Origin of the sequence: uncultured Meiothermus sp. (assembly GCF_937863175.1) — a bacterium.
Classification (GTDB): Bacteria; Deinococcota; Deinococci; order Deinococcales; family Thermaceae; genus Meiothermus.
Window position 1 is genome coordinate 1 of record NZ_CALMCQ010000055.1, and the last position, 12,591, is coordinate 12,591.

At 63.2% G+C, this 12,591-nt stretch carries 14 protein-coding genes; 8 read left to right on the forward strand and 6 right to left on the reverse strand.

Features of this window, described 5'->3' with window-relative positions:
- From Q0288_RS02230 to Q0288_RS02250, 5 genes are all read left to right on the forward strand, one after another.
- The coding region (locus Q0288_RS02230) for an alkaline phosphatase D family protein (RefSeq protein ID WP_299426530.1) at positions 1-654 on the forward strand (654 nt) is incomplete at its 5' end.
- A gap of 100 nt (positions 655-754) precedes the next feature.
- On the forward strand, positions 755-1,036 hold the full coding sequence (locus Q0288_RS02235; protein ID WP_299426533.1) for a type II toxin-antitoxin system Phd/YefM family antitoxin: 282 nt from the start codon (positions 755-757) through the stop codon (positions 1,034-1,036).
- The gene (locus Q0288_RS02240; protein ID WP_299426536.1) at positions 1,033-1,311 is read left to right on the forward strand and encodes a type II toxin-antitoxin system RelE/ParE family toxin; all 279 of its coding nucleotides are present in this window, start codon (positions 1,033-1,035) and stop codon (positions 1,309-1,311) included. The genes Q0288_RS02235 and Q0288_RS02240 overlap by 4 nt, the downstream gene beginning before the upstream one ends.
- 310 nt (positions 1,312-1,621) lie before the next feature.
- Positions 1,622-2,404, forward strand: a complete 783-nt coding sequence (locus tag Q0288_RS02245; protein ID WP_299426569.1) for an ABC-2 family transporter protein — start codon at positions 1,622-1,624, stop codon at positions 2,402-2,404.
- Between the two features lie 177 nt (positions 2,405-2,581).
- Positions 2,582-5,731 (forward strand): tetratricopeptide repeat protein, encoded by a 3,150-nt coding sequence (locus Q0288_RS02250; protein ID WP_299426539.1) that lies wholly within the window; start codon positions 2,582-2,584, stop codon positions 5,729-5,731.
- Positions 5,732-5,916: 185 nt separating this feature from the next.
- Here the strand turns inward: Q0288_RS02250 and Q0288_RS02255 are convergent, their stop codons facing one another.
- The 6 genes from Q0288_RS02255 to Q0288_RS02280 all read right to left on the reverse strand — a co-directional run bounded on the left by Q0288_RS02255 (position 5,917) and on the right by Q0288_RS02280 (position 10,053).
- Positions 5,917-6,300, reverse strand: coding sequence for a cupin domain-containing protein (locus Q0288_RS02255; RefSeq protein WP_299426542.1), 384 nt, complete (start codon positions 6,298-6,300; stop codon positions 5,917-5,919).
- Between the two features lie 306 nt (positions 6,301-6,606).
- Complete coding sequence (locus tag Q0288_RS02260; protein ID WP_299426545.1) at positions 6,607-7,293, reverse strand: hypothetical protein; 687 nt, start codon at positions 7,291-7,293, stop codon at positions 6,607-6,609.
- A 418-nt stretch (positions 7,294-7,711) separates the two neighbouring features.
- Positions 7,712-8,056 (reverse strand): DUF5615 family PIN-like protein, encoded by a 345-nt coding sequence (locus tag Q0288_RS02265; RefSeq protein ID WP_299426548.1) that lies wholly within the window; start codon positions 8,054-8,056, stop codon positions 7,712-7,714.
- A gap of 3 nt (positions 8,057-8,059) precedes the next feature.
- The gene (locus tag Q0288_RS02270; protein WP_299426551.1) at positions 8,060-8,392 is read right to left on the reverse strand and encodes a DUF433 domain-containing protein; all 333 of its coding nucleotides are present in this window, start codon (positions 8,390-8,392) and stop codon (positions 8,060-8,062) included.
- Between the two features lie 67 nt (positions 8,393-8,459).
- Complete coding sequence (locus tag Q0288_RS02275; RefSeq protein ID WP_299426554.1) at positions 8,460-9,728, reverse strand: hypothetical protein; 1,269 nt, start codon at positions 9,726-9,728, stop codon at positions 8,460-8,462.
- 106 nt (positions 9,729-9,834) lie between these two features.
- Positions 9,835-10,053, reverse strand: coding sequence for a zinc ribbon domain-containing protein (locus Q0288_RS02280; protein ID WP_299426557.1), 219 nt, complete (start codon positions 10,051-10,053; stop codon positions 9,835-9,837).
- A 134-nt stretch (positions 10,054-10,187) separates the two neighbouring features.
- Between Q0288_RS02280 and Q0288_RS02285 the strand changes: the two genes are divergently transcribed.
- The 3 genes from Q0288_RS02285 to Q0288_RS02295 all read left to right on the forward strand — a co-directional run bounded on the left by Q0288_RS02285 (position 10,188) and on the right by Q0288_RS02295 (position 12,401).
- Entirely contained in the window at positions 10,188-10,541 is a 354-nt protein-coding gene (locus tag Q0288_RS02285; protein ID WP_299426560.1) for a DUF433 domain-containing protein, read from the forward strand.
- A 361-nt stretch (positions 10,542-10,902) separates the two neighbouring features.
- On the forward strand, positions 10,903-11,517 hold the full coding sequence (locus tag Q0288_RS02290) for a type IV toxin-antitoxin system AbiEi family antitoxin domain-containing protein (protein ID WP_299426563.1): 615 nt from the start codon (positions 10,903-10,905) through the stop codon (positions 11,515-11,517).
- The gene (locus Q0288_RS02295) at positions 11,514-12,401 is read left to right on the forward strand and encodes a nucleotidyl transferase AbiEii/AbiGii toxin family protein (RefSeq protein WP_299426566.1); all 888 of its coding nucleotides are present in this window, start codon (positions 11,514-11,516) and stop codon (positions 12,399-12,401) included. The genes Q0288_RS02290 and Q0288_RS02295 overlap by 4 nt, the downstream gene beginning before the upstream one ends.
- The last annotated feature ends 190 nt before the right edge of the window (positions 12,402-12,591 follow it).

The window sequence follows — 12,591 nt, forward strand, 5'->3', positions numbered from 1 at the left end:
CGCAGCCTGCGCTTTGGCGACGTGCTGGAACTCTTTCTCACCGACACCCGCAGCTTCCGCTCGCCCCACCCCTGCGGCCCCGACGCGCGCACCCTGAACAACTGCACGGCTTCGGGCGACGCTGGCCGCACCCTGCTGGGCGCGGCGCAGCTCGAGTGGCTCTTGCAGGGCTTGCAATCCAGCACCGCCCGCTGGCGCGGTCTCGGCAGTGCCGTGATGTTTTCGCCCCTTACAGCCCTGGGAACCACCCTCAACCTCGACGGCTGGGACGGCTTTGCCTACGAGCGCAACCGGATTATGGAGACGCTCCAGGACGCCCGGAATCTGATCGTGCTCTCGGGCGACCTGCACAGCGCCCTGGCCGGGCGCATCTCACCGGGGTTTGCCGGACAACCGGTGATCGGAATGGAGTTCATGGCCCCCAGCCTGACCAGCCCCAACCCGCGTGACAGCCTCGGAACGCGCTTCCCCTGGCCCGGCAACCGGGCGGTGGAGCTGCTGAACCCCTGGCTCGAGTTCTTCGACGGCGAGATGAACGGGTATGCCATTCTGGAACTGGCGGAGCAGGTGACCTACGAAGTGTACGCGGTGGACAAGGGCGTAAACGGGATCGGGGCGAACAAGCAGCGGGTGCGACGAGTCGTGGTGAATTGACCAAACATGGGCCAGGGATCTGCCCGGCAAGCAGGGTGTTTCTTGGGCTTGCTTTGATACGCTTTTTGAGACAAAATAAGGACGCTTTGGGAGGTTAAGTATGCCGCGCCCTTTGTTAGATGAAGACATTCGTCCGCTGTCGGAGTTCCGCTCCAACTCGGCCAGCCTGATCGAGCGGGTGCGCAAGACCAAGCGGCCCCTGGTGCTCACCCAGCACGGGCGCAGCGCCGCGGTGGTGCTGGACGTGGGTGAGTACGAGCGGCTGATGGAGAAACTCGAGATTCTGCAGGAGCTGCACACCTCCCTTCAGCAGATCGCCGAGGGCAACGGGATGGACTCCCAAACCGCCCGCAAGCAGGTCTTGCAGCGGCTTGGGCGATGAAAGTCGTCTGGTCGCCCCTGGCCACCGACCGGGCCGTCGAGATCGCACAGTTCATTTTTCAGGGCGACTCCAACGCCGCCTTCGACTGGATCAACCGTCTGTTCGATGCTACCGACGACCTGGCACGGTTCCCCGAGATGGGGCGTAAAGAAATCCGCGAGTTGATCTGGCGGGGCTACCGCATCATCTATCAGTTGAAGGCTGAAGAGGTGGTGGTACACACACTGCGGCACGGGCGGCAGCCGTGGGAAGAATTGGAGTTGCCTGTAGAGTAAAGTTGGCTCGAGTTCTCGGGCGCGAGAGGACGGAAACGCGATTTTGGAGCTGACCGAAAGCGGTGTCCTACGAGCCATACCCGGTGGACAAGACCGTGAGTCTGCTGTCACAACCAGCTGGTACAACGGGTGAGCGCATAGGCTCGATCTTCAATACTCAGATGGAAAAAGTACCGATACCAGGAGATCGTACTTCCCTCCAACCGGCATTGCGGGGAGGCGGCGTGCCGACGAAGCAATTCAGCGGGAGCACAACCGCACCGGGCTGACGGGGAGGCCCAGGACTGCCTTGCGCTATGCTGTAGCAGTGCTGCGCAAGCTCCGCGCCCTGCTGGTAGCCTGGTACGCCTACTTTCTGGAGTATCGCGCCGAGGTGATCCTGTGGTCGCTCTCGGCCATGCTGCCACTAATTCTGATGGGGGTCTGGACGCAGGCCGCCGAGGGCGGCAGTTTTGCCCTTTCCGCGCAGGAGTTTGCTCGCTATTTTCTGTGCGTGTTTCTGGTGCGCCAGCTCACCATCATCTGGGTGATCTGGGAGTTCCAGGACGATGTGGTGCTGGGCCGCCTGTCGTTCAAACTCCTGAAGCCCATTGACCCGGTCTGGGATCACCTGATGCAGCATGTGGCCGAGCGCCTGACCCGGCTGCCCTTTGGATTGATCATTGTGGCAGTCTTCCTGGTGATCTACCCAGGAGCCCGCTTCGTGCCAGAGATTGAAGGGGTGGTGCTGGGTCTGGTGGCCTCGGTAGCGGCCTTTTTGTTGCGCTTCTTGATGCAGTACACCTTCGCCATGCTCTGCTTCTGGACCGAGCGCGGCGCGGCGGTGGAGGAACTCTGGTTTGTCGCCTACTTGTTTCTCTCGGGCCTGATCGCCCCGCTCTCGATTTTTCCCGAGGCGGTGCGCAACTTCGCCCTCTTCACCCCCTTCCCCTATCTGGTCTATTTTCCCGCAGCGCTGTTTGCCGGACTGCCCTTGCCGGGCGGGGTGGGGCAGGGGTTCATGGTGCTGGGACTCTGGTTTGCGATTTTTTGGGCGATTAACCGCTGGCTGTGGCGCAAGGGGCTCAAACAGTTTTCCGGCATGGGGGCCTAGTGTGCCGTATCTTATTTCCTGGCTATTCCGCCACAACTTGATGCAAGGTGGAACTCCCCTTTCTTCTGGCTACAAAGCCCCGACAGGACGCACTTGAAAACGGTAACGCTTTTATAACGTTGGTTCGGCTAGTCTGGGATCTGGGTGATTGCTAGACTGGAGACTAGGAATACCGGGATGGAGCTAACTGCTCACATACTCCCGCGCCTCAAGCGGGTGGTGCTCCGGCGGGCCGGGCTTGCCCTGGCCCTGTGGGGCGAGCCGGGCGTTGGCAAGAGCTACTGTGCCCAGCAGCTCCTGCGGGAGACCGCCTGCCGCAGTTTTAGCTTTCATGCCCTGACGCCGCTGGGTGCCCTGGTTCGCGGTCTACCTCGAGCCAACAAGGTACCTGCCTGGGCCGAACCCCCGTTGCTCAGGTTGCAAAAGGGTGAAGCCCTGGACAGCAAAAGAACAGCGGAGGTATTGGGAGCCTTGTTGGCCGCGCTGGCCCCGGTGGTGTTGCATCTGGAAGACATCCACGAAGCAGGCCCGGAGGGCCTCGAGTGGATCCGGGATCTGGCCGCCACTGCCCTGCGCACAAAAGGGGTGGCTTTGCTGGTTACCAGTCGCAACGCACCCCCCGAACCTTTCGAGGAGTATCGCCTGGCGCCCCTCTCGCCCGAAGCCTCGCAGACGCTGCTCGAGGCCGAGGTGGGCAGCCCCCTGCCCGAAGAAGCCCTGGCCTGGATTTATGGGCGCGCCCAGGGCAACCCGCTGTTCTGCTTAGAGTATCTGCGCTATCTGGCCCGGCAGGGCTTTTTGTGGAGCGATGGGCGGGAGTGGCACTGGCGGCCCCCGCAGGCGGGTACCCTGCCCCTCACCGTTGAGGCGCTTTTGGAGCGGTGGCTGCACCAGGTAGCCCACACCCCCACCCTGCGCCAGACCCTGGAAAGCAAGGCCCTGCTGGGGCTGGGGGCCGACCCTGCGGTGTGGGCCAAAGTAGCGGGGCTCTCGGCTCCAGAACTGAACGCAGTCGGGCTGGTTTTGCAGCAGCAAGGCATCCTTCGGGCGGGGGAGTTTGCCCACCCGCTCTACCAGGAGGTCATCTTGCACGGTCTGCTGCCGCAAGAGCGCCGTGAGTATGCCCAAAGGGCCCTTGAGGCCCTGGCCGACCAGCCTCTGGCCGCCGCGCGCTACCTCGAGGAGGCCGGATTGGAGCGCAAACCAGCGCTAAAGCTGCTCCGCCGCGCCGCCGAAGAGGCCCGCCAAGCCGGCCACGAAGCCCAGGCCGCCCGGTGGACGGCCCGCGCGGTGGAGTACGCCCAGGGCGAGGAACGAGGAAGGATGGCCCTGGAAGCCGCCCAGGTGCTTCAGCACCAGAACCTTTCGGAAGCCACCCGGCTGGTCAAGATGGTCCTGCCGACCCCCACCGCCACCGCCGAGACGGTGCGGTTTTACACCCACCTGCTGGCCCGGCAGGGCGGGGTACCCGACCTCGAGGCCCTGTTCGGCGAACTCCCGCCCCGGCTGCGCACAGCGGTGAACCTCCCTTCGCTGACCCTCACCACCGCGCATATCGGCGGGGATAACCTGCGGGTCCTAAAGACCTGGGAGGCCCACCCCGAGCTTCAACGCGACCCCTCACCGGAACTGTTGTGGGCGGTGGCAGGTTCGGCCCTGGCCACCGGACAGACCGAGAAAGCCCAGACCTTCGTCAACCTGGGCCTCGCTACCCCCGAGGCCCAGGCCAATCCCACCTTGCGCTGCGAGTTTCTCTCTACCCAGGCCCTGATCCACTACCACCTTGGCGAGTACCAGGCAGCAGAGGCCACCCTGGAGAAGGTCCTGGAGGTTCTGGCCCCACTCGAGGTGCCTCGCTTGCGGGGCACCGTACTGGTCAACCGGGCGGCCATCCTAAGGAAGCTGGGTCGGTACGACGAGATGAGTCGCTGCCTCCTGGAGGCCGTGCAGATCCGCCGTGAGGCCGGGGACGCCAAGGCCTACGCCTTTGCCCTGGCCGCGAGGGCCGAGGCGCTGATTGAGCAGGGTCGCTACCAGGCCGCCGAGGAAGCCCTCCAAGAGGCCATCGCCACCCTCGAGCCGCACGGCCCCAGCCGCTTGCTGGCCGCCACCCACTCGATGGCGAACCTGCTCTACCGCTCGCAGGACACCCCCATCGCCCAGTTCCTGACCCGCAAGCACGCCGAGCGGGCGCTCGACTACGCCCGGCAGCTTAGCAACCCCCGGCTGCTGCGGGAGGTGCTCCTCGATACCGCCGTCGCACAAACCCGCTGCGGATACCCCGAGCGGGCCCTGGCCCTTATCGCCGAGGCCGAAGGCCTGGCCCACGCCGCCGGCGACTCGCCCCACGACGCCTTCCAAACCCTCTGGGCCAAGGGCTTGGCCCTGGGCGCTCTGGGCGAAGAAACAGCCCGAGGGGCGTTGGAACAGGCCCTCGAGCTGTCCCAAAAGCTGAATCTGATAGTAGACGAACACAAGGTCGGCCTCGAGCTGGACCGCCTCACCGGAAACATCGAAAGCGCCCGCAACCGCTTGCACTGGTTCGAGGCCCGCGGCCTGCTGAACGGGGTTCACCTGGCCCGGCGCTACTTCCCTCAGCTTGATTCGCGCCCTGTTTCAGGCCAGCCCCAGTCCCAGGCCCTACCCCCAGGGGGTGCGCGTAGCGCATACTCGCTATGCGAGTATCCTAGCCTGGAAGTGCTGGGCCCCATGCAACTAACGCTGGAGGGCAAAAGCGATCCCGTGCGCGGGCAGAAGCGCAGGGAGTTGCTGGCAGTGCTGCTCGAGGCCCGCATTTCCGGTCGCGGCGAGGTGCCCACCCTGGAATTGCTCGAGCGGCTCTACCCTGGCGTACCCGACCCGGACGCCGGCACTGCCCTCAAGCAGACCGTCTTCAAGACCCGCGCCAGCCTGGGCCAGGGCCTGGTCGTCACCACCGCGGGAGGGTATGCGCTGGGGGCCGTGGAGAGCGATGTGGAGGTGTTCCTCAAAACCCAGCAGACCCGGTTGTGGCGCGGGGTGTACTGGCAGGACGTAAGCCTCGAGGCCGACGAGACCGTGCGGGGCGCGGTCTACCACGCCCTCTGCAGCAGCATCCGGGCCCGGCTGGAGGCCGACCCCAGCGAGGCCGCCCGGCTGGGCCGCATTCTGCTCGAGGCCGACCCCTACGACCTCGAGGCCCTGCGCCTGACCTGCCTGGCCCTGCGCCAGAGCGGAAACCACCGCGGCCTGGCCCAGGTATACCAGCAGGCCCGGGGCCATTTCCTCGAGGTTGGCGAAGCGTTGCCCGCCGACTGGGCGAGTTTCCTGGAGCCAGTAGCCAGGTAAGTCTCCTCCGAAAACAGGAGCCAGGAGCTAGGAGCCAGAATTCAGTAGGGGCAAGCCTGTCAGCATTTCAGCTTGTCAGGTTAAGCTGATCAGCTGATAGCCTTTTCATCCTCGGTGGTAAACGATAGTTAATGGGCAATTCTCCCGGTTAGAACTTGGGCTGTATCGCGGAGACGGCAGCGAGGCTAGGCATTGACGAAGAAAATCCCATGCTCGGCGCTGATCTCGAGGATCCGCGGCATATCTGGCGCACCTGGCCTGGCGAACTCCTCGGCGCAGCGCGAGAAAAATGTCTCAAAACCAGCAGGGGCCACCTGACCTAACATCTTGAGAGGGCTCTGGCCAACATTGCGAAAAGCATGCACCGCACCCCTCGGCAAATAGACTACCGAACCGACCGAGACCGGCCTCCAGGCCCCGTTCAAGAAGAACTCCACCTGACCCTCAAGCGGCAGAAACCACTCTTCTTCGTGGGAGTGATAATGCGGCGGCGGGCCGCCGCCCGGAGGGGTCAGCAGCGTGAACAGGGTGAACCGGCCCCCGGTCTCGCCCCCCCCGAGGTGGAACAAGATCTCATCTCCAAAGGCCCGGAGAGTTCTCCCCTGGTCTGGAGGCACAATTATTGGCGAGATGCCAGAACTTTGCGTCATACCCTTCAGTCCTTTCTGATCGCACTGTCGCCCACCCGGTCATACTCCTTGAACCGCTCACTGGACCCAGCGGGCACAAAAGCTGCCGTTGCGCTAAGTGGCAGGCTCGCTGACGGCGGGCATACAGGCTTGGCTTAGCTCGATAAATGCCGACTTTTTGGCTGGAGCGGCAGGTAAAGGGCAGGCCTCTCCCACCGCTCCGATCACTCTTATACTCGAGCCGCTTTAGGGCAGGGTGGCCGGATTGACCACGTAGAGGTGCTGGGTATACACCTTCCCCAGACCGGGGAGTTCCATCGGCTTTCCTTTGGGCTGGTCGAACCAGGGATACCACCCCTGCTCGACCGGGACGATCAGCTCGAAGCCGTTGATCTGGCCCTCGGGCGAGACCACCAGCACTATGCCGGGCCCTTTGACGCCGTAGTGGTAGCCCATCTTGGGCACGTACTCGGAGATCTTCTCATACTGCTTCAGAGCCGGATTGGCTTTACGTAGCGCCTCGAGGGTCAGAGGGAGCAGGGTGGGCCGCTGGCCGGGTTTGATCGTGGCGGGGTCAGCGATGTAGATGTGCTGGGTATAGGCCGGGCCGAAACCCTCCAGCTCCATCGGCTTGCCCTCGGGCTGGTCGAACCAGGGGTGCCAGCCGATGGCCGGGGGGTAGATGACCTCGACGCAGGTGACGATATTGCCCGGGCCGACGCAGAGCGTCAGGTGCGGGCCGGGGGCGCCCCAGTGGATGCCCATCCCGGGCACGAAGTGCTGGTGCAGGGGCTGGTACTGCGTGAGCGCCGGGTTGATCGCCCTCCACTCGCCCAGGGTGCGGGCGACTTTGCGTTCTGCCATGCCGCCGCCACCGGCGAGCATGGTGGCCGTGGCCAAAAAAACCAGAGTGACCATAAGAGACTTTTTCACGGTTGACCTCTTTGAAGTTGCATCACGAGTCTGGACTCGCTGCCGGAAAGGGTTGCGGGACGAACTGGTCGCCTGGCCCCTGTATGGCTAATGGCGGTTTGTGGGCCGTTGGTTCAGCGACCACCTGCCGCTAAGTTACTCGCATAGCGAGTATCGGTTAATCACTCCAAATCCTCGCCTATTGCATCACCCCCTCCATGCGCTACGCGCACCCCCTGGTGGCTAGCTTTCAGCGCTTCATATTCCACCTCCCGAGTCCTGGGCTGAGGAGTCAGGTGCTCTGGGTGCGGCGTTACTGCTGGTTGGCCGCCTCCGGCACCGCCCGGAAGCAGCGCGGGCAGGGGCGATAGGTTACGGCGGTCTTCATGGGTCGGGCCTCCTCTGGTCAGAGGTTAGGGGAGGCCCGGTTATCTTTCGGTTATCTTTTGGCGGGTCGATTCACGCGCACCAACCGCCCCCTCATGTTGCCTTGCGCTGCTAAGGCAGCCTGAATGCGCTCGGCTTGTCCACCGAAATCGATGTCCAGCGTACAGACAACGATACCGGCGTGGTCAGGTTGCTGGTAATGCAAGCGGATGAAGTGTTTGCGATTGAGAGTGAGAACCGCTCGGTTCTGGCTGGTCGCAAAAGCCAGGATTTCGGCATCCGGCACGGCTTGCTCGGCCTGGCCCGCTTCGAGAACCGTTAACACGTCGTGCCCCAGGGCGCGCAGTGCCTCGACCACCGGGTGGGGAAAGTTCTCGTCCGCAAAGAGGTGCGCCACCTCCTACGACTCCTCGTTCTCTCGTATTTGACGGTCGATCTCCTGCCGGTGCGCGCGCACGTAGGCCCAGGCTTGGGTCAGGTCTTCAGCCTGCAATGTCGGGTAGGAGCGCAGTATGTCGGCTTCGCTAGCACCGAGCCGCCTGGCTTGCTCCAACACCCAGACCGGGATGCGGGTCCGCACGATACGCGCTTCGCCGCCCGCCACGTCAGGCGTGCTTTCGATCCCAGGGAACGCCTCCCCTAGATCGTTCACCACCCATTTGAGCAGTTGCGCTTTTTCCGCGCGTGTCATGGCGGACAGAAGTTTCTCGGCTTCTTGCAGGGCGCGTGTCATTCCGGCCTCCGTCATCAGTTTACCGAAATTTCAACGCCTCGAGGTGTCCAGGACTCCCATCCCCCGCTTACGGCGCGGTGGTGAAGACGCGCTGGCCCGAACCGCCGCTGCTACTTACGCCGTAGATGTAGGGAACACCGTTCGCCAAGTCGTCGACGCTCGCGAACGGAGCAAAACCGCCCACCATCCACCGATAGGTCACGCCTTTGGGCAGCGGGTAGCCCAGGCTGCTCAAGTCGGGCAGCTGCAAGGACGTTGCGGCGCTGTAGATGGTCAGATTCAGGGCTCCCGGTGTCACGGGGCTCACGCTGACGCTGTGAACGCCCTCCGCGAAGGGGGTCCAGGAGAAGGTGGTAGCGGTCGTAACCCCCAGGGCGTTATCGGCAGGCTGGAGCTGTTCGGGAGGGGTTGGCAGCCTCAGATTGATCGCGGAATCGACAGGGGTAACAGCCAGATAGGCATAGACATGGGCGTCTCCTTTTCTGGCGCTGGCGCTCAGATAAAGGTCCATCCCGGGCACGGCCGGACTCGCCCAGCTGAAGTTCGGGGCGATGCCCGTCTGATCCAGTTCGTACGAAAAGGGGTAAAGGTAATGGCCGAGGGCTCGGAAGCCGAGGGCCCGCGAGACGAGCGTGTAGCCAGGAGGGGGCGTGGTGCTGCCCGCTATCGCTTGGTTCTGGACGGGCTCGAGCGCGAAGTTGCCGGTGCTGGGCTGAGCGTTCGTCAGATGCCTGTTCTCGGCCCGACCAAATCTCAAGAATGACGTGACCACGTTGCGGCTGTTCTTGTGCATCTGAAGCGCGTAGAAGTTTATAAAGACGCTTGATGGCCCGGCCCAGCTCACGTTATGTTTGACCGAGGGGAACACCGACCCGGTAATCCCACAGCTCACCTGCCGCGTTGCCACCCCTAGGCAAGTGATGTGCCCGTCGGCGAAACCGCCCGCGGGCGGCGGGGTCGTGTTTACATTGCTCGAGGTGAGGGTCACCTCGCTCGCGTTGTCGTACGTGCTGCCAGAGCCAGAGACCAGGACGATGGGGTCGCGCCGGCTGAGGCCTTCATAGACGTACGCTTGGTTCCTGCTCGCCTGGAGCACCACCAGATCGTAGGGAATGGCGACATCAGCGGCGCTGAAATTGCCGCTCGCGTCCGTGGCGGTCTTTTGGTCGGCCACCAGCACCGGCAGAAAGGCGCCAGGTTTACCGTCATGGGTCAGCACCTTGCCAATCACCGTGATGGTTGGGGCCGGTGGCGGGGGCTGCTGCGGGCAGGCCACCAGCACGACGGCCAGGATCAGGCCGATGATAAGTCGAATGGTAGTTTTCATTGTCTTCATACTTTCCTCCGGGGTTCAGCGATCCGGGAGTGATTGCCGCAAAGTCTCGGCGTGGCAGCGGGTCAGCTTCACCGCGAACACCAGCAGCAGGCCAGTAGCCAGGGCTCTAGTTCTGGTCAGCCTCACCTCCTTTCGGCACCGAGGAGGTAAAGTCGCAGCCGCACCTGACGCAGAAGTGGCTGTAGGGCGAGGTGATGGGCGCGCCGCAGGCGGGGCAGGCAGTCAGGAGCTTTACGCCGTCGTTGGGGCAGTAGACCTCGGCCGACGCTTCCGGCACCGCCCGGAAGCAGCGCGGGCAGAGGCGATAGGTTACAGCGGTCTTCATAGGTCGGGCCCCCTCTGGTCGGAGGTTAGGGGAGGCCCGGTTATCTTTCGGTTATCTTTTCCGCAGGCCCTGCCCTGGGTGAGAGCCGGCCCCAATAAGCCTGGCTGGTAAGGCGGGGCCGCTCCTGGAGTGTTATGGGGAGCCCGACCCTGGCGATTGCTGCCAGTCCTCCTCCCCTCGGTACCGAAGCCGATGGGGTGGTGCGGGTGGGCGCTACGCGGGCGAACCTGGACACGCTCACCGCGGCTTTTCTAGAGGGTGCGACCGCCGAGGAGATCGCCCAGCAGTATCCCTCCCTGTCGCTTAGGGAGGTTTACGCCGTTATCAGTTACTACCTGAACCACCCCGATGAGGTGAACGACTCCTTGCTCGAACGAGGAGGCCAGGCGGCAGAGGTTCGCCTTCTGAACCAGCGCCGCTTCGATCCCGAGGGCATTCGCGATCGCCTCCTGGTAAGGCGGTGGAAAAAGTCTAGAGGGGTGCTTTGATCCACACTGAAGGGTGAGAAGTTCGTTGGGCGAGTTGCCGCTCTGTCATCGCGACCGCCCTCGAGCTTGTCCTGGGCTACGCCTACTTGGCGAGAGTAATCGCACCATAGCTCAGCGACCCCGTCGTTCACCACGATCCAGACAGTGACGCGGTCTTGAGCTGCGCCCTGGCGGCTGGTTGCGACGTCATCGTCGCTGGCGACAGGCATCTACGCAAACTGGTACAGTACGAGACGATCCGCATCATGACCGCCGTCCAATTTCTCCAGGAGCTATGACCTCTCTTCAAAATGCACCTCATGGTTTAGATTTAGCAGCCTACACAAATCGTCGGCACATTTTGCTATACTACCGACGGTTTATGGTTACCCTCCATATCTCACCGGATGTCAAGCTCGAGCAGCTCTTTAGAGAACATCAGGGGTTCCTGAAACGCGGGCAGGCGATTAAAGCCGGCATCGACCCGCACCGGCTCTCGCGCTGGGTCGAAGAGGGGCGGGCCGAGCGCGTGCAGCGGGGCATCTATCGCCTAACCGATGCCGAACCGCTCCCCCACGAGACGCTACTCGAAGTATCGCTGCGTGTTCCCAGCGGGGTGGTCTGCCTCCGCTCGGCGCTGGCCTTTCACCGGCTGGGCAGCGTCTCCCCTCCCGTCATCGACCTTGCCATACCCCACAAGGGACGCGCGCCGGCGATTGACTACCCCCCTGTGAAACTCTATTACTTTAGCGAGACCGTCTACCGCTACGGGATCGAGGCGCACGAGGTCGGACCAGGCCAGGTCAAGGTCTATACAGCCGAGAAGACGCTGGCGGACCTGCTTTACTACCGTCACAAGCTGGGAAATGATCTCTTCATCGAGGGGCTTCAGGCCTACCTGCGACGACCCTACCCCAAGGTCTCCATGCTGATGGAAGCCGCCCGCGTACGGCGCGTCCAAAAACTTATGCACACCTATCTGGAGCCGCTATTGTGACCACCAACCTCGCGGCTTCAGTGCGCCAGCGGCTTCATAACCTCGCAAGGCAGCAGCGGCTCCCTTATAACCGGCTGCAGCTCCTCTACCTTCAAGAGCGCTGGCTGGCCCGTCTGGCGAAGAGTGAATACCGGGAACGGTTCGTGCTCAAGGGCGCCCTCTACCTCTATAGCCGCTACGGTACCGCTTCACGTCCTACCCGAGATATCGACTTGCTGGGCCGCGCTACCCCAGCCGAAGTCGAGAGCCTGGTCAACATCATGAAACAGGTTGCCGCGGTGAATCTGGTGGACGGCGTGACTTTCGAGGCCGCCTCGATCCGTGGAGAAGTGAGCCAGAGAGCGACCGAATACGGCGGCATTCGCCTTGAGGTCAAAGGTTACCTGGGGAAGGCCTGGGAGCTGATCCGCATGGATATCGGCTTCGGCGATGCCGTTACCGCCGGCCCGGTGTGGCTCGCGTACCCAACCCTCCTCGACACCGAAGCTCCGGAGCTTCTGGCCTACTCGCTGGAAACCGTAATCGCCGAGAAGGCCCAGGCCATGGCGGCGCTGTACGACATCAACTCGCGCTTCAAGGACTACTATGACCTCTACCATCTTGCTGCCACCGAGAGCTTTGAGGCGGGCACGCTGCACGAGGCGATCACCACGACCTTCGCCCGACGCGATACGCCTCTGGCTGCAGCCGAGCGCCTATTTGATCCCTCGTTCGCGAGCAACCCTGCACGTCAAAGGCAGTGGCAAGTGTTCCTGACGCGAATCACCAAAGATGAACCCGGCAAGTTTACCAACGTGCTCGAGCTCATCAGGGTCTTCCTCGCACCCATCGTTCAAGGCAAAGCGACCGGCATCTGGCAGCCTGAAGTAGCCCAGTGGAGCTAAAGCCTAAGAGAGGTGGTCTTGTCAAGAGCGCTCCCCCATAGCCGCGTTCTGATACTGGAAGTCCACGGGAGAAGCGCCGCATAGGGCCAGGCGTCCAGGGGTTCTCAGCAGCGCCCACCGGTGGTCGCAAGGGGGGCCGGCACTGCCCTCAAGCAGACCGTCTTCAAGACCCGCGCCAGCCTGGGCCAGG

Coding starts and splice junctions, on each gene's coding strand:
- Q0288_RS02250 (WP_299426539.1), top strand. CDS start 2,582: ATGGAGCTAACTGCTCACATACTCCCGCGCCTCAAGCGGGTGGTGCTC.
- Q0288_RS02275 (WP_299426554.1), bottom strand. CDS start 9,728: ATGAAGACAATGAAAACTACCATTCGACTTATCATCGGCCTGATCCTG.
- Q0288_RS02280 (WP_299426557.1), bottom strand. CDS start 10,053: ATGAAGACCGCTGTAACCTATCGCCTCTGCCCGCGCTGCTTCCGGGCG.
- Q0288_RS02290 (WP_299426563.1), top strand. CDS start 10,903: ATGGTTACCCTCCATATCTCACCGGATGTCAAGCTCGAGCAGCTCTTT.
- Q0288_RS02240 (WP_299426536.1), top strand. CDS start 1,033: ATGAAAGTCGTCTGGTCGCCCCTGGCCACCGACCGGGCCGTCGAGATC.
- Q0288_RS02270 (WP_299426551.1), bottom strand. CDS start 8,392: ATGACACGCGCCCTGCAAGAAGCCGAGAAACTTCTGTCCGCCATGACA.
- Q0288_RS02285 (WP_299426560.1), top strand. CDS start 10,188: ATGGGGAGCCCGACCCTGGCGATTGCTGCCAGTCCTCCTCCCCTCGGT.
- Q0288_RS02235 (WP_299426533.1), top strand. CDS start 755: ATGCCGCGCCCTTTGTTAGATGAAGACATTCGTCCGCTGTCGGAGTTC.